This window comes from Xanthomonas vasicola (assembly GCF_000772705.2).
Taxonomy (GTDB): domain Bacteria; phylum Pseudomonadota; class Gammaproteobacteria; order Xanthomonadales; family Xanthomonadaceae; genus Xanthomonas; species Xanthomonas vasicola.
Genome location: NZ_JSBW02000002.1, coordinates 1 through 23,944, shown reverse-complemented (window position 1 = coordinate 23,944; position 23,944 = coordinate 1). Strand labels below are relative to the sequence as shown.

Here is a 23,944-nt window from a genome sequence, read left to right as displayed (position 1 = left end):
TCTGTTCGATGCTTGCTATGGCTTACGCGGTGCACCGCACCACGTGGTTGCACGCTGCGCGTTGACCGCTGCCGCCGTGCCTACATTGCAACGCCTCACTGCGCGTCGCGCGCCACCTGGAACCCAGCGAACGACTGCGTCACCGGCATGATTTCCAAACGGTTGATGTTCAAGTGCGCCGGCAGGCTGGCGACGTAGAAGATTTGTTCGGCGATATCGTCTGCCGTCATCGGCGTGGCGCCGCGGTACAGCGTGTCCGACGCCGCCTGGTTGCCACCAGTGCGCACCAACGTGAATTCGGTTTCGGCCATGCCCGGTTCGATCGAAGTCACGCGCACGCCGGTGCCATGCAGGTCCGCGCGCAGGCCCAGCGAAAACTGCTGCACGAAGGCCTTGGTGCCGCCGTAGACGTTGCCGCCGCTGTACGGGTAGGTCGCCGCGACCGATGCGATGTTGATGATGGCACCGCGGCGCGCGATCAACGCCGGCAGCAGGCGGTGGGTGAGCGTGACCAGTGCGGTGACATTGGTGTCGATCATCTGCTGCCACTGGGCCAGGTCGGCCTGCTGCGCAGGCGCGGTGCCCAGCGCCAGACCGGCGTTGTTGACCAGCACGTCGATGTCGGCGAATGCGGCCGGCAGTGCGTCGATTGCGTCCGATAAAGCCTGCGCATCGCGCATGTCGAACGCGGCGGTGTGCACCTGCCCGGCCGGCAGTTCAGCGGCGAGCGCCTGCAGGCGCTCGCCGCGGCGGCCGGTGGCAATGACCTTCCAGCCGGCTGCGGCGAAGCGGCGCACGGTGGCGCTGCCGAAACCAGAGGTGGCACCAGTGATCAGGACGGTCTTGGACATGGGGAACTCCAGGGGACAGGGGGATTCGTGCAACCAGATTCACGGAATAGGGTGCGGGCTTGCCGTTGCGTCACGCCGTGCTTGCAGCATTTCTGCGGTCAAGGTCTCGCGTGCGACGACATGGCCACGGCGCAGCTGCAGCAACACGTATGTGGCCGGTGCGGGCGCCGCAGTCGTCGCGGTGGCGGCCAGCTCGACGATCAATTCGCCATCCACCCAGGCTGCAGGCACCGGTGAGAGTTGGCCGGGGAACAGCACATCCAGCGGCAGCGTGGGCGGCGCGTCGTTGCAGGCGCCCAGAACCACGCGATCGAGCCACAGTTGTTGCCCGTCCAGCCGCCAGTCGGCGCGATAACCGCGCCAGTTGGCACTGCAGCCGCCCAGCGCACTGCCGGCGTGCGCCACGAAGCGCTTCCAGGTGGCTGGGTCGTCCAGTGGAGCGGACAACGGCTCGGCCAGCAGTGTCGCCTGCCGGCCGTCGACCTGGATAAGGTCAGGGATCTGATCGGTGGCATGCGCCGGGCCGGTCCACGCCAGCACACTCAGCAACACGCCAGCGATGCGCCGTATCACGCGCGGTTACTGCGCCTTGATCGCGATGGCGGACAGGCCACTGCCGGTGAGCTTTTGCTTGGCTTCGGCCAGTTCGCTGGCGCTGCCGTAGGGCCCCATGCGCACGCGATAGACCGTCTTGCCGCTGATGTCGGCCGATTCCACGCGTGCGGCCAGGCCCATCATCGCCAGCTTGGCCTTGGTCGATTCGGCATCGCCCGAGGCGCCGAACGAGCCAGCCTGCAGGATGTAGCGGGTGTTGTCGGCAACCGCCGGGGCAGCCGTCGTCGCTGTTGCAGTGGCGGCGGTTGCGGCGGGCTTGGGCGCAGCGGCGGCCGGCGTGGTGAGCGCGGCGGTGCTGGCCGGGGCCGGGGCAGCTGCCGGGCGTGCCGGTGCGGTTTGCGGCAGCGGCTTGGGCGCGCTGGCGGCGGTTTCCTTCAACGGCATCGGTCCGCTGGCGGCCGGTGTGGCTGCCGCTGCGCTGGCACCGGGTGCAGGCGCAACCGGCTTGCCTTCCAACGCCGCACGTGCCCGTGCGGCCTCTTCGGCGCGCGCGCTGGCAGCCAGTTCGGCGTCGGACATTTGCACTTCCTTGCCGGGCAGCAAGGTGTAGAAGTCGTACTGGGTCTGCGCATCGCCCGGCTTGGCCTGCGGCTTGGCCGGCTGCACGCTGGGCTTGGGCAATTCGGTCGGCGTATCCACGTCGGCATCGGCCACCGGCTCGGGCTGCGCGTCCGGGTTGGCACGCGGGCCCACGCGCAGGAAACCGTCGCCGTCCTTTTTGAACAGGTTGGGTGCGGCCAGGAAGATCACTGCCGCAATCGCGGCGCCAGCCACCAGCCACACCCAACCGGGGGTGCCATTGCTGGTGTTGCGTCGGGCCTGACTCTTACCGCGTCGTGCTGCCATCTACCACTTCTCCGAATCATGTCGTTGCGGGCCAGCTGGCCCGACTTGCTGCGGCAATGCGCGCTGCTGCGCGCATTGCCTGGTGAACGCGATCAGCGCTCGAGGTTGCAGGCCGGCGTTACCGCAGTGCCATGCGCTGGGCCAGCGGCCCGCGATGCTCCCGCGCGATTACATCTTTTCCGGAGCACTGACGCCGAGCAGTTCCAGGCCATTGGCCAGCACCTGTTGGCTGGCAACGGCCAGGGTTAGCTTGGCGTCGCGCTCGGCGGCATCGTCCACCAGCACCTTGCTGTTGTGATACCACGTGTGGAAGGCGTGCGCCAATTCACGCAGGTATTGCGCGATCTGGTACGGCTCCAGCGCCTGGCCGGCGATTTCCACCACTTCCGGGTAACGCGATAGCTCCAGCATCACCGCCAGCGAGTGCTCGTCGTCCAGGTGTGCAAGCTCGGCCAGGCCATGGGTCTGGTCGTACTTGTAGCCCTTTTCCTGCGCCTGGCGCAGCACGCTGCACACCCGCGCATGCGCGTACTGCACGTAGAACACCGGGTTGTCGTTGCTCTGCGCACGCGCCAGATCGATATCGAAGGTGAGCTGCGAATCGGGCTTGCGCGCGATCAGGAACCAGCGCACCGCATCGGCACTGGTTTCTTCGATCAGGTCACGCAGGGTGACGTAGCTGCCGGCACGCTTGGACAGCTTCACCTCCTCGCCGCCGCGCGTCACCGTGACCATCTGGTGCAGCACGTATTCCGGCCAGCCCTGCGGGATGCCCAACTCCATTGCCTGCAGGCCGGCGCGCACGCGCGTCAGCGAGCCGTGGTGGTCTGCGCCGAGTTCAGTGATTGCGCGCTCGTAGCCGCGCTGCCACTTGGTCAGGTGATAGGCCACGTCCGGCACGAAGTAGGTATAGGTGCCGTCAGACTTGCGCATGACGCGGTCCTTGTCGTCGCCGAAGTCGGTGGACTTCAACCACAACGCGCCGCCTTCCTCGTAGGTGTGGCCGGAGGCGATCAGCTTCTGCACCGCTTCTTCGACCTTGCCGTCCTTGTACAGCGAGCTTTCCAGGAAGTAGATATCGAAATCGACCCGGAACGCCGCCAGGTCGTGGTTCTGCTCGTTGCGCAGATACGCCACCGCAAAGCGGCGGATCGATTCCAGATCGGCCGGATCCTTGGTGCCGGTGACCAGATGGCCTTCCAGGTCGACGGTGTCGCCGGCCAGGTAGGCGTTGGCCACATCGGCAATGTAGTCGCCGCGGTAGCCGTTTTCCGGCCAGCCCGCGCTGTCGGGAGTGAGCCCCTGCGCACGTGCCTGCACCGACAGCGCCAGGTTCTCGATCTGCACGCCGGCATCGTTGTAGTAGAACTCGCGCTTGACGTTCCAGCCGTTGGCATCGAGCACGCGCGCCAGGCTGTCGCCGATCGCCGCGGCGCGGCCGTGGCCCACATGCAGCGGGCCGGTGGGGTTGGCCGAGACGTATTCCACGCCCACCGAGCGGCCGTTGCCGGCCAGCCCGCGCCCGTAGTCGTGGCCTTGCTTGATCACATGCGCTACTTCGCGCTGATACGCGGTAGGCGCCAGATGGAAATTGATGAAGCCGGGGCCGGCGATGTCCACCTTGGCCACGTCGTCGCTGGCCGGCAGCGCCGCCAACAGCGCCTGCGCCAGCACGCGCGGATTGCTGCGCGCGGCCTTGGCCAGCAGCATGGCGGCATTGGTGGCGAAGTCGCCGTGCTCGCGGGTCTTGGGTCGCTCGACCACAAAATCCGGCGGCAGGGTGTCGGCAGGCAGGGTGCCGTTGGCGCGCAAGGCTTCAATGCCTTGGCCGATCAGTGCGCGGAGTAGGGCTTTCACGTGGGACCTGCTTGGAACCAAACCAGCGATTTTACCCGACCGCGTGCCGCAGGGTCCGACCGATGGTTCAGGTCGGTGCACCACTGCTCATTCCAGCCAGCCGCGCTCGGCTAGCGACACCGGCCGGCCATCGCCGATGACGAAATGGTCCAGCAGGCGGATGTCGACCAACTCCAGGCTCTCCAGCAGCCGTTTGGTGACTGCGCGGTCGGCCTCGGAGGGCTCCGGATTGCCGGACGGGTGGTTGTGCCCGACGATCACCGCCGCCGCGTTGTGCAGTAGCGCCCGCCGTACCACTTCGCGCGGATGGATGTCGGCGCCGTCGATGGTGCCGGTGAACAATTCTTCGAACGCGATGGCACGGTGGCGATTGTCCAGGAACAGCACCGCGAACACTTCGTAGGCCCGCGCGCGCAGCCGCTGCGAAAAGTAGCGACCGACGCTGGGCGGGTCACTGAGCGCCTCGCCGCGCTCCAGCGCGCTCATCAGGTGGCGATGGGCCAATTCCAGCGCCGCAGCGAGCTTGCAGGCCGAGGCCGGGCCCAGCCCTGGCAGGCGTGTCAGCGCCTTGGCCGGGCGGTCCAGCAGCAGGCGCAGCGGCCCGTGCTGGTGCAGCAGATCGCGCGCGGTCTGTACCGCGTCCTGGCCGCGCAGGCCGGAGCCGACGAAGATCGCCAGCAGCTCGGCATCGGACAAGGCAGTGGCCCCGCGCGCCAGGAGTTTCTCGCGCGGGCGTTCGTGGGTGGGCCAGTCGTGTATGTGCATATGGCGAGTTTGCCGGTGCTCATCGCCGACGCCCATCAGGCCAAGCGAGGGCATCGGCTAATCTAGTTGTCCTCGTAACCGTAGGACGACTCCGACGTGATCGGCTCCACTCAGGCCCGCCCCCTGGACGGACAGCGTTTGCTGCTGTGCGTCGGCGGAGGCATTGCCGCTTACAAATCGCTCGAACTGGTCCGTCGCCTGCGCGACGCCGGCGCGCAGGTGCAGGTCGCCATGACCAGCGGCGCGCAACAATTTGTCACCCCGCTCAGCTTCCAGGCACTGTCCGGCCAACCCACCCGCACCACGCTGTGGGACAGCGCCGCCGAGCAGGCGATGGGCCATATCGAATTGGCACGCTGGGCCGATCGGGTGATCGTCGCCCCGGCCACTGCAGACCTGCTGGCGCGTCTGGCGCATGGCCTGGCCGACGATCTGGTCACCACGCTGTGCCTGGCCACCACCGCGCCGCTGACCGTGGCGCCAGCGATGAACCACCGCATGTGGCTGCATCCGGCCACCCAGGCCAACATCGCCACCCTGCGCACGCGGGGGGTGGCGGTGGTGGGCCCGGACGACGGCCCGCTGGCCGAAGGCGAGTCCGGCCCCGGGCGGCTGGCCAAGCCGGCGGCGATCATTGCCGCGCTGGTCTGCGGTGCTGTCGCAAACGCGGCACCGGCCGGTGGCAAGAGCACCGCTGCGCCGGTGTTCGTGCCCAGCAGCGCGCAGCTGGTGGGCCTGCGCATCGTGATCAGCGCCGGCCCCACCTTCGAAGACCTGGACCCGGTGCGCTACGTCGGCAACCGCAGCAGCGGCAAGATGGGCTACGCCCTGGCTGCCGCAGCTGCCAAGCAAGGCGCCGATGTGGTACTGATCAGCGGGCCGGTGCATCAGACCACGCCACCCGGCGTGCAGCGCATCGACGTGCGCTCGGCCGCGCAGATGCGCGATGCGGTGCTGGGCGCATTTCCGGCCGACATCTACATTGGCGCCGCCGCCGTGGCCGACTACACCCCCAAGCGGGTGGTGTCGCAGAAGATCAAGAAGACCGGCCAGACGCTGACCCTGGAACTGGTGCGCACCCCGGACATTCTGTCCGAGGTTGCCGCGCAGACCGGTGCATTGAAACTGGTGGTCGGTTTTGCTGCTGAAACGCACGACGTGGAGCATTACGCGCGTGGCAAGCTGGCGGCCAAGCGGCTGGATCTGATCATCGCCAATCAGGTGGGGATCGAAGGCGGCGGCTTCGAAAGCGACAACAACGCCGCCACTGCGTATTGGCAAGGCGGCGAACAGGCATTCCCCAGTAGCAGCAAGACCGAATTGGCCGACCAACTGCTGGCCCTGATCGCGGAGAGATTGCAGGCATGAGTAACCCGACCCAGTCCTTGCAGGTGAAGTTGCTCGACCCGCGCTTTGGCGATCTGTGGCCGTTGCCGGCCTATGCCACCGAATCCAGCGCAGGCATGGACCTGCGCGCTGCGCTGGAAGCACCGATGACGCTGCAGCCGGGCGATGCGGCGCTGATCCCCAGCGGCATCGCGATCCATCTGGCCGACCCGCAGCTGTGCGCAGTGATCCTGCCGCGCTCGGGGTTGGGCCATCGCCACGGCATTGTGCTCGGCAACGGTACCGGTTTGATCGATGCGGATTACCAAGGGCCGCTGCTGATCAGTACCTGGAATCGCGGCCGCGAGGCCTTCACCATCGAGCCGGGCGACCGCATCGCGCAGTTCGTGATCCTGCCGATCGTGCGCGTGGGCTTGCAAGTGGTGGATACTTTCGTCGACAGCGCGCGGGGAGCGGGTGGATTCGGCCACACCGGCGTGCGCTGACTGGGGAAATCACATGAGCAAGGCGAACGAGCGCAGGCAATCGATGTCCAGCGTGCGTACGAGTGGTCCGGTGTTGGGGGGCATATTACTGTTGCTGGCTGCTTGGTTCGGCTGGAACAGTTATGCGCAATGGCGCCAAGACGCGGTGGCGCAGGAACTGCAGCAGGCGCGCGACCGCGCAGTGCAGGACGTGGGTCAGGCGATGGCCACACAGGCCAGCCAGCTCGACGCCGTGCTCAAGCAGCCGTCGGTCGTCGCTGTGCTGGCCGGTGGCGACGCGCTGGCGGCTGCATCGGCCATCGGCGAGCGCTTCAAGGGCGCCGAGGATGTACAGGTATTGCCTGGCGACCTTGCCGCGGCCTATGCCAACCCGAAGGATTTCGGTTACGCGCGTCTGAGCCTGCTCGAATCGGCGCTGGTGGCCGATCATGCGCAGGTGCGCGTGGTGCGCGACGCCAATCAGGTCCGGGTGGGTGTGGCTGCCGCGGTGCGCCTGGGCGGGCAGCCAGCGGTGGCGTATGCACGCTTGCCGCTATTGCGTCTGACCGGCCCGATGGGCGCGATTGCGGTGCCCGGCAGCGCCTATCTGGCACTGCGCCAGGGCAGTTACAACGTGGCCCAGCAGGGCGATGCCGGGTTGTCCGGTGCGGCCGAAACGCTGGCCAAACCGCTCGGTAGCAGCGGTCTGCGCGTGGCTGCAGCGGTGCCGCAAGGCGATAGCGGACCGTTGGGCCTGGGCGCCGTTGGTTGCGCGATTGTGGCGGCGCTGCTGCTGATCATTGCCGTGCTGCTGGTGCTGGCCAGCCGGGGGCAGGTGGCCTTGCCACGCCGCCGGGTTGCCGGCCAATCCAGCGCCGATGAACCCACCTTCAGTCAGAGCCTGCAGCACGACGCCAGCATTGCCAGCGAAGCGCGCGCGCTGGACATCGAGACCTCGCCCGCAGCGCCGCCGGTGCTGGTGCCGGTGGTGCAGATCGCCACCGAGATGTTCCGCGCCTACGACATCCGTGGTGTGGTGGGAAAAGATTTCAACCCCGGCGTTGCCGCCTTGATCGGCCAGGCCATCGGTAGCGTGATGCAGGCGCAGGGACTGCGCGATGTGGTGGTCGGCCGCGACGGCCGGCTGTCTGGGCCTGAGTTGACCAACGGCCTGATCGAAGGCCTGCGCCGCGCCGGCTGCAATGTCACCGACATCGGCTTGGCGCCGACGCCGGTGGTGTACTTCGGTGCGTACGAGCTGCGTGCCGGCAGCTGCGTAGCGGTGACCGGCAGCCACAATCCGCCGGACTACAACGGCTTCAAGATCGTGATCGGCGGCGAGACCTTGTCCGGCGCAGCCATTGCCGAATTGCATCAGCGCATCAACGAAGGCCGCCTGCATACCGCTGCCACGCCCGGCGAGCTGGAGCAGCGCGATATCAGCGATGCCTACATCCAGCGCATTGCCGACGACGTACAGCTCGATCGCCCGATCAAGGTGGTGGTGGACGCCGGCAACGGCGTCGCCGGTGAGATCGCGCCACGTCTGCTGGAAGCGATCGGCGCCGAAGTGGTTCAGTTGTATTGCGATATCGACGGCACTTTCCCCAATCATCACCCCGACCCGAGCGAGCCGCACAACCTCGACGACCTGGTGAGGATGGTGCAGCGCTTCGATGCGGAGATCGGGGTGGCGTTCGATGGCGACGCCGATCGTCTGGGCGTGGTGACCAAGGAAGGCACGGTGGTATTCCCCGACCGCCTGTTGATGCTGTTCGCCGCCGATGTGCTGCAGCGCAATCCCGGCGCGTTGGTCATCTACGACGTGAAGTGCACCGGCAAGCTGTCCGACTACGTGCTGCGCAATGGCGGCAGCCCGTTGATGTGGAAGACCGGGCATTCGCTGATCAAATCCAAGATGCGCGAGACCGATGCCGAGCTGGCCGGTGAGATGAGCGGGCACTTCTTCTTCAAGGAGCGCTGGTACGGCTTCGACGACGGCATCTATGCTGCCGCACGCCTGCTGGAAATCCTCGCCCAGCGCGAGCAGACCCCGTCCGAGGTGTTGGACGCCTTGCCCGAAAGCGTCTCCACGCCGGAGATCAAGGTATCGGTGCAGGGCGATGCGCATGCGCTGGTTACGCGTTTTGTTGAGCGTGCGCAGACCGCCCAAGAATCGCCGTTCGAATCGGCACGGCTGTCGACCATCGATGGCCTGAGGGCGGATTTCGTCGACGGCTGGGGCCTGGTACGCGCTTCCAACACCACGCCGATCCTGGTGCTGCGGTTCGAAGCCGACAGCGAGGCAGCATTGGAGCGGATTCGCGCGCTGTTCCGCAGCGAATTGCAGACCTTGTTGCCGGAGCATCCGTTGGCGTTCTGATTGCCAGATGCGGGCGTCAGCTGCGCTTCCTGTTGAGAGGCAGCGCAGCCGGGCCGGCGCGGGGCGCGGCTGACCGCTATCCGATAACTCCCCCGGCGAAAGTGGCCATCAGCGTGTTCCGCCTGTTCTGGTGACCTCAGCAGGGCCATGTGGCGTGTGGATTGGTGCGGCGTTGTGATCCTCCGGCAACAACCACACTGCGTCCCAGTACGGATACCCGCCGATCTGCTCGGCTAGTCCTGCACGCAACGGCATCGCGACCAATGTGCGGGCGAACTGTCGATGATCGTCCCGTAGCGGAAGCGCCGAAACCTCCATCTGCGGCTGCCACACTGTTCCGCCACGTCCGCGCGCGCGATTGACCGCGTCGGCAGCCATCAGCCGCGCCGTCGCGGCCACTTGCAGCAACACGGCCTTGCCCGGTGCCTGCAGCAACCCGCACCATGCGTCCGGCAGCAGCACCCAGCACAGCAACTGCGCACCTGGCCAATGCCGCGGCAGCGCCAAGCTGGCAGCTGCTGCGCGCGCGCAACGCCAGTCCGCGAACAACGGCACGTTCTGATGCGTGGGCAGTCGCAGATACCAATACGCTGCCTCGCGCATTGTCATGGACATCGGGCGATGAGAGGGGGCGCTGGACATGACCACAGCCTGCCCGCGGCGTAACGACGGCAACATCGGCTGGCGCCCTATTATCGCGTCGGCCACATGCGCAGTGGTGTGTCCGAAAAGCAGGCGTCAACCTTCAGCGATAGCGCTACGCGTCCAGCAATCAGCAGTGCCTCGGTTGATGCGTGCTGATCACGTCAATGCGCTCCGGCGCGCATCACTCACGATGCATCACCGCCTAAACAACCCAGTCAGGCATCCGATGCATCGGCAATGCACCGGTCGCATCAATGCGCTGAGGCATCGCTAACAAAATCGATCGCCCAAAGATTTGGTCCAGGAATGCATCTGCATCGGCACATGCAACCGGATCGCATCAACGCGCCATGACGTGCATCAGCGACCATCGATCATCATTAAACAAACATCCAGACCAGACGTTACGGATCAAAGATCGGAACCCCAATCCCCGCCTCAATGACCCGCCCGATCCCGCTTCCACCCGCGATGCTTCACATCCAGATACAGGCTGTAAAACGCGGTAAACGCCGGGAACAGGTTCTGCAGCACGCCCACCGAATCCTGCTTCGCGGAAAACACGAAATAGCTCAGCGTCATCAGGCTGCCGACCACGCTCATGTACCAAAACAAGCGCGGAATCACCGGTTTGCCGGCGCGTTTGGAGGCCACGAACTGCACCAGCCAGCGGCCGCCGAACATCAGCGCGCCGACATAGCCGATCAGCTTCCAGCCGGTAACGTGGATCCCGGTCCAGTACAGCCAGGTCAGTGGTTGGTCGAGAAAGGACGGGTCCATCAGCGTTCCTGCACCACGGTGCGCTTGCTGCGGGTGATCAGCCACGCCACACCGCGCAGGTCGCGGATGCCGACCAGGGCGCGATTGAGATTGTTGTATTTGGAGACGCCAGCGGTGCGATGGCGATGGTTGACCGGCACGCTCACCGTACGCCAGCCGGCGCGCTGCATCAGCGCCGGCAGGTAGCGGTGCATATGGTCGAAGTAGGGCAGGTCCAGAAACGCCTCACGCTCAAACAGCTTGATGCCGCATCCTGTGTCGGGCGTGTTGTCGCGCAGCATGCGCGAGCGGATCGCGTTGGCCCACTTGCTGGCCCAGCGCTTGGAGCCGGAATCCTGGCGATTGACCCGCCAGCCGGCGAACAGCTTCACCTGCGCCTGCGCCTGGCTGCGCGCGATGAGCAGCTTGGGGATGTCGGCCGGATCGTTCTGGCCGTCGCCATCGAGCGTGGCGATCCAGCTGGCGCGTGCGGCCTTCACCCCGCTGCGCACCGCCGTGCTCTGGCCGCTCTGGGTGACGTGATGCAGCACGCGCAGTTCCGGCGTGGTGCTCTTCAGGCCCTGCAGCACTGACAGCGTGTCGTCGCGCGAATGATCGTCGACGTACACGATTTCGAAGGCCACCACGCCGCGCAGGGCGCTGACGATTTCGCCCACCAGCGTGGCGACGTTATCGCGCTCGTTGAACACCGGGACGACGACGGACAGCTGAGGTTGGCTCATGGATGCAGGGTGGCCGGATGAAGGCTGAGCGAAAAGATCGCGCATTGTGCCCTGACTCTCTGAGTCAGGCATGAAGCAAGCATGCGTTATGCGAATCGGAGCGATCGGGAAGCGGTCTGGAGCGTGTGGCGCGTACCAGAGAGAGTCACACTGCGTGGGTGAGTGGGCACATCGTGCATTTCGGCGCAGCCGTGCAGAAGTCTTGCGCCGCGACTTGCTCTGTTCGCCGCACGCGATCAGATGCTGCAAGGGCGAAAATAGGCGTCACGGTCCCCGCAACATCGTAGCCCAGCCAGCAGCCCGGGCCGTGGCGCAACACCCTACGCCGCGCACGCCCATCAACCACAAACGCGCCCAACCCTATCGACTCCCGACAAGCCCTAGGCGCGCTCGCCGAAATACTGCCGGCACCAAGCCACCACCTGCGGTAACCCACGCTCGACTGGGGTGGCCGGATCGAACCCGAAGGCGGCCTGCGCGCGCTGGGTGTCGGCCATGGTGCGGATCATGTCGCCTGGCTGCATCGGCCGGTAGACCTTCTCGGCCGGGCGGCCTGCGGCCTGCGCGATCACGTCGATGAAGTATTCCAGCTCCACCGGCGTGTGGTTGCCCAGGTTGAACACCCGGTGCGGCACCGGCTCGCTGCCGGGCGTATCCAGCGCGCCCAGCACGCCGGCCACGATGTCGTCGACGAACGTGAAATCGCGCTGCATCTTGCCGTGGTTGAACACCTCGATCGGCCGCCCCGCCAGCACCGCGCGGCTGAAGATCAGCGGCGCCATGTCCGGCCGGCCCCACGGCCCGTATACGGTAAAAAAGCGCAGCCCGGTCGCACGCAGGCCGTACAGCTGCGCGTAGGTGTAGCCCATCAGTTCATTGGCCGCCTTGGTCGCCGCATACAACGAACGCGGCTGATCCACGCGCTGGTCTTCGGAAAACGGCGGGGTAGCCGAATCGCCGTACACCGAGCTACTGGAGGCGTACACCAAGTGCTGCACGCCGCGGTGCCGGCACAGCTCGAGCATGTTGACGAAGCCAACCAGGTTGCTGTCGACGTAGGCAGACGGGTTCTCCAGCGAATACCGCACGCCTGCCTGCGCAGCCAGATGCACCACGCGTGTGGGCTGGATCTCATCGAACAACGCAGCCAGGCCATCGCTATCGGTCAGGTCCAGCGTGCGGATATCGAGGCCGGGGCACAGCGCCGCCACGCGGTCGTGCTTGAGCTGCGGGTCGTAGTAGCTGTTGTAGTTGTCCAACCCCACCACCGTCTCGCCGCGGGCCGCCAGCGCGCGGCAGGTGTAGGCACCGATGAAGCCGGCAGCGCCGGTGACGAGAATGGTCATGGCTGTGATCCTGGGAAATGCGGAAACAAAAGGCCGGCGCAACTGATCTGCACGTGCGGCGCGCCGCAGACATCGCCGCGTACGGCGTCGGCGCTTTGATGCTGTTGACGCGCCTGCGATGCGCAGCGCGTCAGGCGTGATTCGCACTGGTCGCAGCTCATGCGGTGCTCCGGGTAAAGGCTGCAGCGCGCCATGCGTGTTCGTTCACCGCAGGGCGAGCGGTACTTCGCTGGCAAGCTTGGCCTTGCGTTCGGCGCTGAACTTCCACCACGGCTGCGCCGCCTCGCCGTCCATGAAGCGCAGGATCGACAGGAACACATCGATCACGCATGGGTCGTGCAGTACGCCGGTGCGCAGGCACAGCTGTGCATGCATGTCGTAGGCATCACGACCGCGCAGCTGCGCAGGCACGCGGATGCCGATCAGGCGCAGATCCTTTTCACAGGCCGGCCCGACGTTGGGCAGGTCGGTCAGCTGCAGCAGATGCTGGCGGTCCACCTTGGCGGGATTCATGGCCGGCGAGGATCCAGTTGGATGCGCAACAGCGATCAGCTGCGCTGCAGACGTAGACGTTCGAGCACACCGTCCAGCGTGTCCAGATCGGTGTAATGGATCACCAGCTTGCCCTTGCCGCCGCGGCCGTGATTGAACACCACCTTGGTGCCCAGCGACTCGGACAGTTCGGTTTCCAGCGAGGCAATATCGGCCTGTGGGGCCACCGGTGCCGGTTTGCCCTTGCGCAGCGAGCCGGGCACCTTGCCGGCGGCGAACTGCTGCGCGCGATGTTCGACTTCGCGCACCGACCAGCCCTGGTCGGCCGCTTCCTGCGCCAGCTTGCTGGCCAGTTCCGGCGCCAGGGTGAGCAGCGCACGCGCATGGCCCATTTCCAGGCGGCGGGTTTCCAGCAGCACGCGGATCGCTACCGGCAATTCCAGCAGCCGCAGCAGGTTGGAGACCGACGCACGCGAACGCCCCACCGCACCGGCGGCTTCGGCATGGGTCAGCGAAAATTCGTCAATCAGCCGCTGCAGCGCTTGCGCTTCTTCCAACGGATTGAGGTCTTCGCGCTGGATGTTTTCGATCAGCGCCATCGCGATGACGGTGCGGTCGTCCAGCTCGCGTACCACCACCGGCACCTCGGTCAGCCCGGCCAGCTGCGAGGCGCGCCAGCGGCGTTCGCCGGCCACGATCTCGAACTGCCCCGGCGCCAGCGCGCGCGCCACGATCGGCTGGATCACGCCCTGCGCCTTGATCGACTCCGCCAGCTCGGCCAGCTTGACCTCGTCCATCTCCCGGCGCGGCTGGTACTTGCCCGGCTGCAACTGGGTCACCGGCAACTGGCGCAAGCTGTCGCCCGGCTGCAACGCGTCTTCGCTAGCGGCGCTTGGCGCTGCGGCGGCGGCTGCGCCCTTCGGTCCCAACAGCGCTTCCAGGCCACGGCCCAGGCCACGCTTCTTTGCGGGCATCGGCTTGTTCATCAGACGGTCTCCACCGGCCGGTAGGTCTTATTGCGGTCGTTCTGGCGGCGCACGATCTCGCCGGCCAGCCCGAGGTAAGCCACCCCACCACGCGAGGTGCGGTCGTAACCGACGATGCTCTGGCCATGGCTGGGTGCCTCGGCCAGGCGGACGTTGCGCGGCACGATGGTGCGGAACACCTTGTCGCCGAAATGCTCGGTCAACTCCGCCGACACCGCATTGGCCAGGTTGTTGCGGATGTCGAACATGGTGCGCAGCACGCCTTCGATTTCCAGCGCCGGGTTGAGGTTGGCGCGCAGCGCTTCGATGGTTTCCAGCAGCGCGGTTAGCCCTTCCAGGGCGTAGTACTCGCACTGCATCGGCACAATGATCGAATCGGCCGCAGTCAACGCATTGAGCGTGAGCAGCGACAACGCCGGCGGGCAGTCAATCAGGATGAAGTCATATTCGTTGCGGATCGGCGCCAATGCGCGCTTGAGCCGCTGTTCGCGCTCGCCCTGGTCCATCAGCTGGATCTCGGCGGCGGTCAGGTCGATGTTGCCCGGCAGCAGGTCGAAGCCTTCCGGCGCGGTCACCCGAATCTCGGCGGCGGTGTTTTCGCCCAGCAGCAGATCGCAGGTGGAGGCGGCCACATCGCGCTTATCGATGCCGCTGCCCATGGTGGCGTTGCCCTGCGAGTCCAGATCCACCAGCAACACACGCTTGGGCGCGCGCGCCAGGCCGGCCGCCAGATTGACTGCGGTCGTGGTCTTGCCGACGCCGCCCTTCTGGTTGGCAATGGCGATGATCCGGGCCATGCGGGAGAGCCTCGTGGGCGAAGAGTAAGACCGGCCATTATGCGGGCAGGGCGTCGGATCGGGAAATGCCGCCCGCGGCGGTACGCCGCACGGGCGGGAATGACGCAGGCCTCGGTCAGCCGGTGGGCGAGGCGCCGCCGGGTGGCTCCTTCATGGCCCGGTAGCGCTGCAGGATGTCAGCGATCTCGCTGTCCAGCGCCACCCGTTGCTGCTCGAAGCTGGTCTGCAGACGCAACTGCGCCATCAAATCGCGATGGCGTTGCTGGATGTCGGCTGCCAGCTTGTCGGCCACCGCCTGTCCGGCCAGCTCACGGTCGCCGGCGCTACGCAGCATGCTGGCCAGCCCCTCACGCAGGCTGGTCACGTTGAAGCGCGCGGTATGGATGTTGTTGTCGACGATGACGATGCGCTCGTTAAACACCCGGCGCAGGTCGTCCTCGCTCTGATAGGACATCAACATTGCCTGGTCGGTGCGCTGGCGCATCTGCTCGGCGGCCAGATCGGCCTGGCGTTGCTGCTCGCTGGCCGCGGCGGCAGTGCGCTCGTCGCTGCTCATCGCGCGCTGCACCTCGGCGCTGCGCATACCGCTCTTGGCGTTGAATTCGTCGCGCGCCTGGTTCACTGCCTCCGGCGGCAGCGTATCGCTGCACACACGGGCGCCGTTCTGGTTCCAGCAGTACAGCTTCTTGGCTGTCGCCTTGTCTTGCGCACCGGCCGGTACGGCAACGGCAAATGTCGCAGCGACATTTGCCGCGATGGCGGCGAATAACGCCAAACGTGTGTGTATTGGCATCATCGCAGCCCCCTGTCGCCTGCCGTCAGCCTGTGGTGTCGGTCCCGTAGCGGCCACGATAGGCCAACAGCGGTTCCCGGAAGTCCACAAGGTCGGCGTTTCTTGCCGCAAAAGCAAGCAGGTCGCCCAGGTTTGCCACCGCAATCACCGGAATGCCGGCCTCGGCGGCGACTGCCTGCGCGGCAGAACGGCGATCCTGCTCGGAGGCGATCTCCTGGCGGTCCAGCGCCACCACGATGCCCGACGGAACCCCGCCTGCGGCGCGGATAATCCCCAGCGCCTCACGGATCGCGGTGCCGGCGGTGATCACGTCATCGACGATCAAGACCTTGCGCCCGGCCAGCGGCGCGCCGATCAGGGTGCCGCCTTCGCCATGGTCCTTGGCTTCCTTGCGGTTGAACGCCAGCGGCAGGTCGCGCCCGCGCCCGGCATAGGCGCACGCCAGCGCGGTCGCCAACGGGATGCCCTTGTAGGCCGGCCCGAACAACAGGTCGAAGTCCACCCCGGCCGCATCGATCGCATCGGCATAGCACTGCGCCAGCTGCGCGGTCTTGACGCCCGAATCGAAGCGCCCGGCATTGAAGAAGTACGGGCTGAGTCGCCCGGACTTGAGCGTGAACTCGCCAAAGCGCAGGGCATCGGCGCCCAGGGCCAGCTGCAGGAAACGGGTGCGGTGGTCGGTCATTGGCCAGGAATGGGGAATAGGGAATCGGGAATGGTAAACGCATCGCGCGCCGGCAGCCTTCCGCATGCGCCTGGGGTAGGCTTTACGATTCTCCATTCCCAATTTCCCATTCCCGGCCCCTATGCGCATCATCAGTTTCAACGCCAACGGCCTGCGCTCGGCCGCCAGCAAGGGATTCTTCGCGTGGTTCGCCGCCCAGGACGCCGACGTACTGTGCGTGCAGGAGACCAAGGCCCAGGAGCACCAACTGGCCGGGCCCGACTTCCTGCCCACCGGCTACAAGGCCTGGTTCCGCGACGCCAGCACCAAGAAGGGCTACAGCGGCGTGGCGATCTACAGCCGGCACGAGCCCGATGAGGTGCGTACCGCGCTGGACTGGCCCGAGTTCGACGAAGAAGGCCGTTATATCGAAGCGCGCTTCGGCAACCTCAGCGTGGTGTCCTTCTATATTCCCTCCGGCTCCTCGGGCGAGTTGCGCCAGGGCTACAAGTTCCAGGTAATGGAATGGCTGCGGCCAATCCTGGACGAATGGCTGGCCAGTGGCCGCCAGTACGTGCTGTGCGGCGACTGGAACATCGTGCGCACTGCACTGGACATCAAGAACTGGAAATCCAACCAGAAGAACTCCGGCTGCCTGCCGCCCGAGCGCGACTGGCTCAACGGCCTGTGCGCCGACGTGCCAGAAGACGCCAACGCCGCCGAAGGCCGCGGCTGGGTCGACAGCTACCGCGTGCTGCATCCACAAGGCCAGGACTACACCTGGTGGAGCAACCGCGGCGCTGCGCGCACCAACAATGTCGGTTGGCGCATCGACTACCAACTGGTCACCCCCGGCCTGCGCGACACCTTGAAGGCCTGCTCGATCTACCGCGAAGAGCGCTTCTCCGACCACGCGCCCTACATCGTGGATTACGCGCAGTGAGGCAGGCGAGGTCAGTGGTTTGCGCAACATCGCGCCAGCGTTTTACTGAACAAGGCGACAGCCTTGCTGGCAGCATCGCCATTCGGTCACGCTTCGGGCAGTGCAGCTCGCGCGGTGGCTCTCAGTCGCCATCACGCGGTCGGTCGATGGCGAGCAAGGCGTTTCTCTTCGGGACGGCCCAGCGTCGTGGCGATGCCGCACACACCATCGCAGGCATGACTTCGGCGGCGATGGTTGTTGTCGACGGCGCGCTGCACGCAGCGGCGCAGTCTGCCTTGCCCGCCACAGCTACCGGCGTTCGTTCTCACCGGTTTGACGCATGACCAAGCCCGCATCCACTTATAAAGGCTGGCGCGGCATCCAGCGCGCCTTCGCTACGCCATCGGCGGCGACCATGGCGCTGCTCGGCTTCGGCAGTGGTCTTCCGTTCCTGCTGATCGCCTCGCAGACCTTGTCGACCCGCTTGCGCGATGTGGGGCTGGACCTGGGCAGCATCGGCTTGATCAGCCTGGCCAGCTTCTTCTATCTGCTCAAGTTTCTGTGGGCGCCGCTGATCGACCGCTATGCGTTTCCGCTCACCGCGTTTCTGGGGCGTCGTCGTTCCTGGCTGTTGGTGGCGCAGATCGGCGTCACCATCGGCCTGTTCGCGCTGGCATTTTCGCGCCCGGATCTGAGCGTTACGGGCTTGGTGGGCTGGGTGTTGTTTGCCTCGTTCTGGGGTGCCACCCAGGACTCGGTGGTGGATGCCTACCGCATTGAAATCGCTCCGGATGCCGCGCAGGCCGCGCTAGCGGCAACTTACACGCTGGGCTACCGCATCGGCCTGATCCTGGGCGGTGCAGGCGCGTTGTACATGGCCCAATACCTGGATTGGACGTGGGCGTACGTGGGTATGGCCGCACTGATGCTGGTGCCGATCGTCACCACCTTGCTGTGCCGCGAGCCCGACCGTCCCGAGGCGACCGTGGTGCGTCGCATCGATGTGGTCGGCGCCTTCTGGCAGCCGATTTCCAGTTTCTTCTCCAGCAATGGGCTGGCGATGGGTGTCGTGCTGCTGCTGTTCGTGGGCTTGTACAAATTTCCCGACCAAGTGATTGGCGTCATGGCGGGGCCGTTCTACCTGGATTCGGGCTTCACCAAAGCCGATATCGCCACCGTCTCCAAACTGTTCGGCGTCTGGATGGGCATCGTCGGTGCCTTCGCTGGCGGTGCCGCAATCGCCGCGTTCGGGTTCCGGCGCATGTTGCTGGTAGCCGCGTTGGGTGTGGCGTTATCCAACCTGGCGTTCCTGCTGATGGCGCACAACCCCGGTAAGCTGTGGGCGTTCTATGCCGCGCTCAGCGCCGATAACCTGTTCCAGGGGTTTGCCGCCACGGTGCTGGTGGCCTTCATGTCTTCGTTGACCGACCGCAACTTCACCGCCACCCAGTACGCGTTGCTGGTCTCGCTGGCCAATCTGCCGGGCAAGTTCGCAGGTGGTGTGTCTGGATTCCTCGTCCAGGCGACTTCGTACAGCACGTTCTTCATCCTCAGCGCCCTGACCGTCATTCCCACCCTGATGCTGCTGGCTTGGTTGTGGCCGCGGCTGTTGGCGCACGACAGACGACCGGATTGAAACGTCCGCAAAGGTTGCCGATGATGCCCGCGGGGCAGCGCATTGCACGAGGCAGGGCATGACCGATTTGGTATTGCGTGACATCGACCCGGTGCTGGTAGACCGTATTCGCCGCATTTCCGTCGCACGTGGCTGGACCCAGCACCAGACCGTCATGCATCTGCTCGAACAAGGCCTGTTCTCCAGCGAATACGAGGTCACTGGCGGCCTGCAGCACCCGGAGGTCGATGCCCTGGCCGAAGCGATCGCCGCGCTCAAGGCGCTGCCGGCGGGAAATAATCCCTAGCGCCGCAGTCGCTCCATCGAGCCTGGAATAGACCGACCGGGTCACGCCGGATAGATCGCTCCCAACAACCGTGGCCCGGCCGCTCCAGTCACCGAAGGCAGATTGGCTGCGCGCCCGGCCAGCAGCTCGGCTGCCAACCAGGCAAAGCCCATCGCTTCCAGGTAATCCGGGTCTAGTCCGTGGCGCGCGCTGGATTCCACCACCACGCCCGGCAGCCGCGCCGCCAGTCGCGCCAACAGCACCGGGTTACGCACGCCGCCGCCGCAGACCAGCACGCGACGCGTGGTTGGCTGCAGCCGCAGCAAGGCATCGGCCACGCTGGCAGCGGTGAGTTCGAGCAAGGTCGCCTGCAGATCGGCGGCATCCAGCGTCGCGCTGCCCATCGACTGCAGGGCCCAGTCCAGATGGAATTGCTCGCGCCCGGTGCTCTTGGGCGGTGGCAACGCAAACCACGGATCGGCCAACAGCGTCTGCAGCACCGCTGCATCGACGCGCCCGCTGGCCGCAAACGCGCCATCGACATCGAACGACGTGCCGCGATGGCGTTGGCACCAGCTGTCCAGCAGCGCATTGGCCGGGCCGGTATCGAATCCCAGCACCGCGCCATCGCGCGGAATCAAGGTCAGATTGCCGATCCCACCCAGATTGAGTACGGCGCGGTCTTCGTCGCCTGCGCCCAGCATGGCCAGATGGAAGGCAGGCATCAGTGGCGCGCCCTGGCCACCGGCGGCCACGTCGCGACGGCGGAAATCGGCCACCGTGGTGATGCCGGTGTGCTCGGCAATTCGGCTGGCATCGCCGATCTGCCAGGTGAAGGCCGGGTCGGCCTTTGGCCGGTGGCGGATGGTTTGCCCATGCGAGCCGATCGCGTGAATCTGCCGGCGCGCCACGCCGCTGTCGCGGATCAACTGATTGGCCGCCGCCGCGAATGCCAGCCCCACCTGCGCATCCAACTGCCCCAGCGCATCAATGGCCACGGTCTCGGCGCCCTGGCCGAGCGCCACCAAGGTCTCGCGCAACTGCGGCTCCCACGCCACCGTCGTCCCGGCCACCAATTCGCAGCGGCGGTGGGTGTCATCGGCAAAGCGTACCAGTGCCGCATCGATGCCGTCGGCGCTGGTGCCCGACATCAGGCCCAGATAAAGAGGGGAGTCAACGTGTTCCAGGACAGGCATGCCGAGGCCAAATATGCACGGTCGGCCAGCTTGTGCAGCTGTGCCATGTCCGTCAACTCTTCTTGCATCTGGAAATAGATGCGCAGCGGGAAATCACCGCGGCACCGGTACCTGCGCTACGCGCGTTGCCGCCGATCGGGGGAGGCTTCGAGATTGCCCGCAAGCCGCAGGCATCTCTAATGAACGCGTTCACGGCATGCGGGGCGACAGGTCAGGCCCAACACCGTGTGCGTGAAGTCGGGCCGTCATTGCGCATAGTTGGTTGCAGCAAGTGCCCGCACGGCAGCTCGCCGCGCGTCATCACTGCACGCGATGTCAGCTTCGGCGGACCTTGCACTGTGCAACCACCTCAACGGCCGGCGCAGTTGCTCAGCCGCACGCAATTAGCCGCGCGACTTGCCATTGGCAGGCTTGCCCGCATCGGCGTAGATCAGCTTCTCCATCCCTTCTATGCGCGCCATGGCTGGCGCCGTCTGCGCACGGAAAGCCGCCAGCTCGGCGCCCTGCAGCGGTTCCGGTGGCGGCATCGTCACCGACATCGGGTTGCGCTGCTGCCCGGCCACGCGGAATTCGTAATGCAGGTGCGGTCCGGTGGCCATGCCGGTCATGCCGACATAGCCGATCACGGTGCCCTGGTTGATGTGCTGCCCGGCCTTGATCTTGCCGAAGCGCGACATGTGCCCGTACAGGGTGCTGTAGTTCTTGCCGTGATCCAGGATCACCACGTTGCCGTAACCGCGCTGGGTGCCGACAAACACCACCCGCGCATCGCCAGCCGCCATGATCGGCGTCCCCGAGGCGGCCGCGTAGTCCACGCCCTTGTGCATGCGCATGGTCCCCAGTACCGGATGCATGCGCGCACCGAAGGTGGAGCTGATCCGGCTATAGGCCACCGGCATGCGGATGAAGCTTTTCTTCAGCGGCCGGCCATTGATATCAAAGTACTCGGCCGGCTTGCCGGCGCGCTCGAAGCGGAAGCCGGTGTAGGTCTTGCCGCCAGTGGTGAACGTCGCCGCCAGGATGTCGCCGGTGCTGATCCGCTCGCCTTCGCGCCAGGTCTCATCCATCACCACGCTGAAACGGTCGCCGGGTTGCAGATCTTTGTCGAAGTCGATGTCGTACTTGAAGATCTCGTCGGTCATGATCGCTACCGCCGCTGGCGATAGCCCGGATTTGTTGGCCGATGCATAGAGCGAACTGCTGATCTCGCCGCTAGCCACCACCGTGCGCGTGGTGGTCGCGCGCTCGGTGACGTTCTCGCGCACGCTGTCGCCCAGCAGGCGCAGCTCCACCCGATGACTGTCGTCGCGATCAAAGCGCAGTGCGCGCAACTGCCCCGGTGTCGGCATATCGAAAGCGATCTCTGCGCCCGGACGCAGCTTGGTCAGCGCCTCCTTGGTGCCGGGATGCGCCAGCACCTGATACATCACCGTGGTCGGAATCCCCAGCTCGCCGAACAAGGTGCTCAGCGTCTGGCCTGGCTTGACCTGCAGAATTTCCCAGTCGGTACTCGGCGCCAGCTGCTTTCGGCTGGGCAGCAGCGGCGGCAACGGCAATGCCAGCGTGGAAGGGCTGGAAAGCGGTGTGTCGATCGCGTTGGAGAAGCCCGGCACAATCGTGGCAACTAGCGCGCCGATCGTGGCGAACAGGCTGGCATGGATCCAATGGCGGCGGGTCCAACGGTCTTTGAATGCTGCCGGAAGATGCGCCTTGAGCTTGCGATGCAGTGCAGTGTCGTGGAGGACGTGGAGGCGTTCTTGAAAGCGCCGCTTGCGTGCACGGCCCTGCTCTGAATTCTGCATCGTTCAAATTCCTAACTGGCTCGAAGTGCGAGCCCAATCGCCAGTACCATAGAGAGCCTGTAACAGCGCGTCAAACCATTGAGCCTGTTCATTATTTTCGTTCGGCGCAAAATTAACTCGCGTTTAACATCGTTCACGTTTTTGACGGCAAGCGCCGCTGGAGTCTGTAGTTGGCCACTATCGAAGAATCCCTCGCACTCATCGGCCGTGGCGCTGAAGAGATCCTCAAGTTCGATCAGCTCGAAGTACGGCTGAAATCAGGCATGCCATTGCGGGTGAAGGCCGGCTTCGATCCCACCGCGCCGGATCTGCACCTGGGCCACACCGTGCTGCTCAACAAGATGCGGCAGTTCCAGCAGCTTGGTCATCAGGTGATTTTCCTGATTGGCGACTTCACCGGAATGATTGGCGACCCGAGCGGCAAGAATGCCACCCGCAAGCCGCTTAGCCGTGAGGATGTGCTGGCCAACGCACGGACTTATGAAGAGCAGGTCTTCAAGATCCTGGACCGCGAATGCACCGAAGTACGCTTCAACTCTGAATGGTTCGGCCAGATGAGCGCGGCGGACATGATCAAGCTGTCCGCCCAGCACACGGTCGCGCGCATGCTCGAACGCGACGATTTCGCCAAGCGGTTCGGCAGCCAGCAGCCGATCGCCATCCATGAATTCCTCTATCCATTGGTGCAGGGGTACGACTCGGTCGCCTTGAAGGCGGACGTCGAGCTGGGCGGCACCGATCAAAAGTTCAACCTGTTGATGGGTCGCGGCCTGCAGGAGCATTACGGCCAGGCCCCGCAGATCGTGCTGACCATGCCGCTGCTGGAAGGCCTGGACGGTGTCGCCAAGATGTCCAAGTCCTTGGGCAATTACATCGGCATCAACGAGCCAGCCATCGACATCGTTACCAAGACCATGAAGATCGGCGACGAACTGACCTGGCGCTGGATCGATCTGCTGTCCTTCGATATCAGCGTGGCCGAAGCGTTGCGCCTGAAAGAGCAGGTCGCCTCCGGTGAACTGCACCCGCGCGAGGTCAAATTGCGGCTGGCGCGCGAACTGGCCACACGGTTCCACGATGCCGCAACGGCAGAGCAGGCCATTGCCGGCTGGCATGCCGTGGTAACAGGGCAGGGTGACACCAGTCTATTGCCGTTGCAGGAAATCCTGGTGCCGGCCGAAGGTTTGCGTATCGCCAGCCTGCTGACTACTGCCGGGCTGACGCCCAGCAATTCCGAAGCGACCCGCAAGCTCAAGGAACGCGCGGTCAGGATCGACGGGGAAGTGATGGAAGACGCCAGCCGCGTTTTCACTCAGGGCTTTGAAGGCCTCATCCAAGTGGGTAAGCGCAATTTTGCCCGCGTGTCGCTGGTTATTGGATAGAGCGCATCGAGGTTGCTGCAGGGCGGCAATCTCTGTGGTCATACACTGCGTACCTATCAGATAGAGGTAGCGGTTGCAGGGGCCTTGAAGGCCTTTCGCAAGGGTGACTGGGGCGTAGCGCAAATTTTTGGCAATTTCGTGAAAAATTTTTCACAAAACACTTCCCAAATTGGTTTGGCGGGCATATAGTTCGCCTCCCCGACGCAACGGCATCGCAACTGCGAAACCGAAGCGGAAAGGGTTCGACAATCCTTGAAATAAGGTGTTGACGAAACGGAAAAGCCGGCTATGATGGGCGGCTAGCTACACGGAAAGACGCTACGGCGGATTGAGGTGCAGTGGCGGCAACTTCCTCTTCACGAGGGGTTGACGAGGATGAAAAGCCTGC

At 65.4% G+C, this 23,944-nt stretch carries 23 protein-coding genes; 7 read left to right on the top strand and 16 right to left on the bottom strand.

All coding sequences use genetic code 11. From position 1 onward, the window contains the following. Positions 1-95: 95 nt before the first annotated feature. From NX05_RS00180 to radC, 5 genes are all read right to left on the bottom strand, one after another. A complete protein-coding gene (locus tag NX05_RS00180; protein WP_010374757.1) occupies positions 96-851 on the bottom strand; it encodes an SDR family NAD(P)-dependent oxidoreductase in 756 nt (251 codons plus the stop codon). A 39-nt stretch (positions 852-890) separates the two neighbouring features. Then, entirely contained in the window at positions 891-1,424 is a 534-nt protein-coding gene (locus NX05_RS00175; protein WP_039431547.1) for a hypothetical protein, read from the bottom strand. 6 nt (positions 1,425-1,430) lie between these two features. Continuing rightward, a complete protein-coding gene (locus tag NX05_RS00170; protein WP_039431545.1) occupies positions 1,431-2,312 on the bottom strand; it encodes an SPOR domain-containing protein in 882 nt (293 codons plus the stop codon). Between the two features lie 168 nt (positions 2,313-2,480). After that, a complete protein-coding gene (gene argS / locus NX05_RS00165) occupies positions 2,481-4,169 on the bottom strand; it encodes an arginine--tRNA ligase (RefSeq protein WP_039431543.1) in 1,689 nt (562 codons plus the stop codon). A gap of 87 nt (positions 4,170-4,256) precedes the next feature. Further along, positions 4,257-4,934, bottom strand: a complete 678-nt coding sequence (gene radC / locus NX05_RS00160; protein ID WP_010381948.1) for a RadC family protein — start codon at positions 4,932-4,934, stop codon at positions 4,257-4,259. Positions 4,935-5,030: 96 nt separating this feature from the next. Between radC and coaBC the strand changes: the two genes are divergently transcribed. Genes coaBC through NX05_RS00145 form a run of 3 tightly spaced genes read left to right on the top strand, consistent with a single transcriptional unit; the run spans position 5,031 to position 9,128 of the window. After that, entirely contained in the window at positions 5,031-6,302 is a 1,272-nt protein-coding gene (coaBC, locus tag NX05_RS00155) for a bifunctional phosphopantothenoylcysteine decarboxylase/phosphopantothenate--cysteine ligase CoaBC (protein ID WP_039431540.1), read from the top strand. Continuing rightward, positions 6,299-6,766, top strand: coding sequence for a dUTP diphosphatase (dut, locus tag NX05_RS00150; RefSeq protein ID WP_010374738.1), 468 nt, complete (start codon positions 6,299-6,301; stop codon positions 6,764-6,766). The genes coaBC and dut overlap by 4 nt, the downstream gene beginning before the upstream one ends. Before the next feature lie 13 nt (positions 6,767-6,779). Continuing rightward, positions 6,780-9,128: a phosphomannomutase/phosphoglucomutase gene (locus NX05_RS00145; RefSeq protein ID WP_039431536.1), complete on the top strand. Its 2,349-nt coding sequence runs from the start codon at positions 6,780-6,782 to the stop codon at positions 9,126-9,128. Positions 9,129-9,236: 108 nt separating this feature from the next. On the opposite strand, the gene NX05_RS00140 is transcribed toward NX05_RS00145, so the two are convergent. From NX05_RS00140 to pyrE, 9 genes are all read right to left on the bottom strand, one after another. Beyond that, positions 9,237-9,806: a hypothetical protein gene (locus NX05_RS00140; protein WP_039431534.1), complete on the bottom strand. Its 570-nt coding sequence runs from the start codon at positions 9,804-9,806 to the stop codon at positions 9,237-9,239. 405 nt (positions 9,807-10,211) lie between these two features. Further along, on the bottom strand, positions 10,212-10,553 hold the full coding sequence (locus NX05_RS00135; RefSeq protein ID WP_010374733.1) for a lipid-A-disaccharide synthase N-terminal domain-containing protein: 342 nt from the start codon (positions 10,551-10,553) through the stop codon (positions 10,212-10,214). Beyond that, positions 10,553-11,275 carry a glycosyltransferase family 2 protein gene (locus NX05_RS00130; RefSeq protein ID WP_039431530.1) on the bottom strand — a complete coding sequence of 241 codons (723 nt, stop codon included), beginning with the start codon at positions 11,273-11,275 and terminating at the stop codon, positions 10,553-10,555. Before NX05_RS00130 ends, NX05_RS00135 begins: the two co-directional genes overlap by 1 nt. A 380-nt stretch (positions 11,276-11,655) precedes the next feature. Beyond that, a complete protein-coding gene (locus tag NX05_RS00125; protein ID WP_039431527.1) occupies positions 11,656-12,621 on the bottom strand; it encodes an NAD-dependent epimerase/dehydratase family protein in 966 nt (321 codons plus the stop codon). Positions 12,622-12,825: 204 nt separating this feature from the next. Then, positions 12,826-13,134, bottom strand: coding sequence for a helix-hairpin-helix domain-containing protein (locus NX05_RS00115; RefSeq protein ID WP_039431524.1), 309 nt, complete (start codon positions 13,132-13,134; stop codon positions 12,826-12,828). 35 nt (positions 13,135-13,169) lie between these two features. Beyond that, entirely contained in the window at positions 13,170-14,099 is a 930-nt protein-coding gene (locus NX05_RS00110) for a ParB/RepB/Spo0J family partition protein (protein ID WP_010374720.1), read from the bottom strand. Further along, entirely contained in the window at positions 14,099-14,896 is a 798-nt protein-coding gene (locus NX05_RS00105; RefSeq protein ID WP_039431521.1) for a ParA family protein, read from the bottom strand. Before NX05_RS00105 ends, NX05_RS00110 begins: the two co-directional genes overlap by 1 nt. Before the next feature lie 115 nt (positions 14,897-15,011). Beyond that, positions 15,012-15,692: a hypothetical protein gene (locus NX05_RS00100; protein ID WP_042504360.1), complete on the bottom strand. Its 681-nt coding sequence runs from the start codon at positions 15,690-15,692 to the stop codon at positions 15,012-15,014. A gap of 22 nt (positions 15,693-15,714) precedes the next feature. Further along, a complete protein-coding gene (gene pyrE, locus NX05_RS00095; RefSeq protein WP_010381976.1) occupies positions 15,715-16,374 on the bottom strand; it encodes an orotate phosphoribosyltransferase in 660 nt (219 codons plus the stop codon). A gap of 121 nt (positions 16,375-16,495) precedes the next feature. On the opposite strand from pyrE, the gene NX05_RS00090 reads away from it, so the two are divergent. The 3 genes from NX05_RS00090 (at position 16,496) to NX05_RS00080 (ending at position 19,197) form a co-directional block, all read left to right on the top strand. Further along, a complete protein-coding gene (locus NX05_RS00090) occupies positions 16,496-17,296 on the top strand; it encodes an exodeoxyribonuclease III (RefSeq protein WP_039431517.1) in 801 nt (266 codons plus the stop codon). A 319-nt stretch (positions 17,297-17,615) separates the two neighbouring features. After that, a complete protein-coding gene (locus NX05_RS00085) occupies positions 17,616-18,911 on the top strand; it encodes an AmpG family muropeptide MFS transporter (RefSeq protein ID WP_017115463.1) in 1,296 nt (431 codons plus the stop codon). Between the two features lie 58 nt (positions 18,912-18,969). Further along, entirely contained in the window at positions 18,970-19,197 is a 228-nt protein-coding gene (locus NX05_RS00080; protein ID WP_039431512.1) for a hypothetical protein, read from the top strand. A 41-nt stretch (positions 19,198-19,238) separates the two neighbouring features. Here NX05_RS00080 and NX05_RS00075 read toward each other — a convergent pair whose 3' ends face one another. Both NX05_RS00075 and NX05_RS00070 read right to left on the bottom strand, forming a co-directional pair. Next, positions 19,239-20,372 (bottom strand): anhydro-N-acetylmuramic acid kinase, encoded by a 1,134-nt coding sequence (locus NX05_RS00075; protein ID WP_039431508.1) that lies wholly within the window; start codon positions 20,370-20,372, stop codon positions 19,239-19,241. Positions 20,373-20,755: 383 nt separating this feature from the next. Then, entirely contained in the window at positions 20,756-22,174 is a 1,419-nt protein-coding gene (locus NX05_RS00070; RefSeq protein ID WP_039431506.1) for a M23 family metallopeptidase, read from the bottom strand. 170 nt (positions 22,175-22,344) lie between these two features. Here NX05_RS00070 and tyrS point away from each other — a divergent pair, with 170 nt between their 5' ends. Next, positions 22,345-23,556 (top strand): tyrosine--tRNA ligase, encoded by a 1,212-nt coding sequence (tyrS, locus tag NX05_RS00065; protein WP_039431503.1) that lies wholly within the window; start codon positions 22,345-22,347, stop codon positions 23,554-23,556. The last annotated feature ends 388 nt before the right edge of the window (positions 23,557-23,944 follow it).

Excerpts from the sequence above, each read along its gene's own strand:
- NX05_RS00180 (WP_010374757.1), bottom strand. The coding sequence starts at position 851 with ATGTCCAAGACCGTCCTGATCACTGGTGCCACCTCTGGTTTCGGCAGC.
- NX05_RS00170 (WP_039431545.1), bottom strand. The coding sequence starts at position 2,312 with ATGGCAGCACGACGCGGTAAGAGTCAGGCCCGACGCAACACCAGCAAT.
- radC (WP_010381948.1), bottom strand. The coding sequence starts at position 4,934 with ATGCACATACACGACTGGCCCACCCACGAACGCCCGCGCGAGAAACTC.
- dut (WP_010374738.1), top strand. The coding sequence starts at position 6,299 with ATGAGTAACCCGACCCAGTCCTTGCAGGTGAAGTTGCTCGACCCGCGC.
- NX05_RS00145 (WP_039431536.1), top strand. The coding sequence starts at position 6,780 with ATGAGCAAGGCGAACGAGCGCAGGCAATCGATGTCCAGCGTGCGTACG.
- NX05_RS00140 (WP_039431534.1), bottom strand. The coding sequence starts at position 9,806 with ATGTTGCCGTCGTTACGCCGCGGGCAGGCTGTGGTCATGTCCAGCGCC.
- NX05_RS00135 (WP_010374733.1), bottom strand. The coding sequence starts at position 10,553 with ATGGACCCGTCCTTTCTCGACCAACCACTGACCTGGCTGTACTGGACC.
- NX05_RS00130 (WP_039431530.1), bottom strand. The coding sequence starts at position 11,275 with ATGAGCCAACCTCAGCTGTCCGTCGTCGTCCCGGTGTTCAACGAGCGC.
- NX05_RS00125 (WP_039431527.1), bottom strand. The coding sequence starts at position 12,621 with ATGACCATTCTCGTCACCGGCGCTGCCGGCTTCATCGGTGCCTACACC.
- NX05_RS00115 (WP_039431524.1), bottom strand. The coding sequence starts at position 13,134 with ATGAATCCCGCCAAGGTGGACCGCCAGCATCTGCTGCAGCTGACCGAC.
- NX05_RS00110 (WP_010374720.1), bottom strand. The coding sequence starts at position 14,099 with ATGAACAAGCCGATGCCCGCAAAGAAGCGTGGCCTGGGCCGTGGCCTG.
- NX05_RS00105 (WP_039431521.1), bottom strand. The coding sequence starts at position 14,896 with ATGGCCCGGATCATCGCCATTGCCAACCAGAAGGGCGGCGTCGGCAAG.
- NX05_RS00100 (WP_042504360.1), bottom strand. The coding sequence starts at position 15,692 with ATGATGCCAATACACACACGTTTGGCGTTATTCGCCGCCATCGCGGCA.
- pyrE (WP_010381976.1), bottom strand. The coding sequence starts at position 16,374 with ATGACCGACCACCGCACCCGTTTCCTGCAGCTGGCCCTGGGCGCCGAT.
- NX05_RS00090 (WP_039431517.1), top strand. The coding sequence starts at position 16,496 with ATGCGCATCATCAGTTTCAACGCCAACGGCCTGCGCTCGGCCGCCAGC.
- NX05_RS00085 (WP_017115463.1), top strand. The coding sequence starts at position 17,616 with ATGACCAAGCCCGCATCCACTTATAAAGGCTGGCGCGGCATCCAGCGC.
- NX05_RS00080 (WP_039431512.1), top strand. The coding sequence starts at position 18,970 with ATGACCGATTTGGTATTGCGTGACATCGACCCGGTGCTGGTAGACCGT.
- NX05_RS00075 (WP_039431508.1), bottom strand. The coding sequence starts at position 20,372 with ATGCCTGTCCTGGAACACGTTGACTCCCCTCTTTATCTGGGCCTGATG.
- NX05_RS00070 (WP_039431506.1), bottom strand. The coding sequence starts at position 22,174 with ATGCAGAATTCAGAGCAGGGCCGTGCACGCAAGCGGCGCTTTCAAGAA.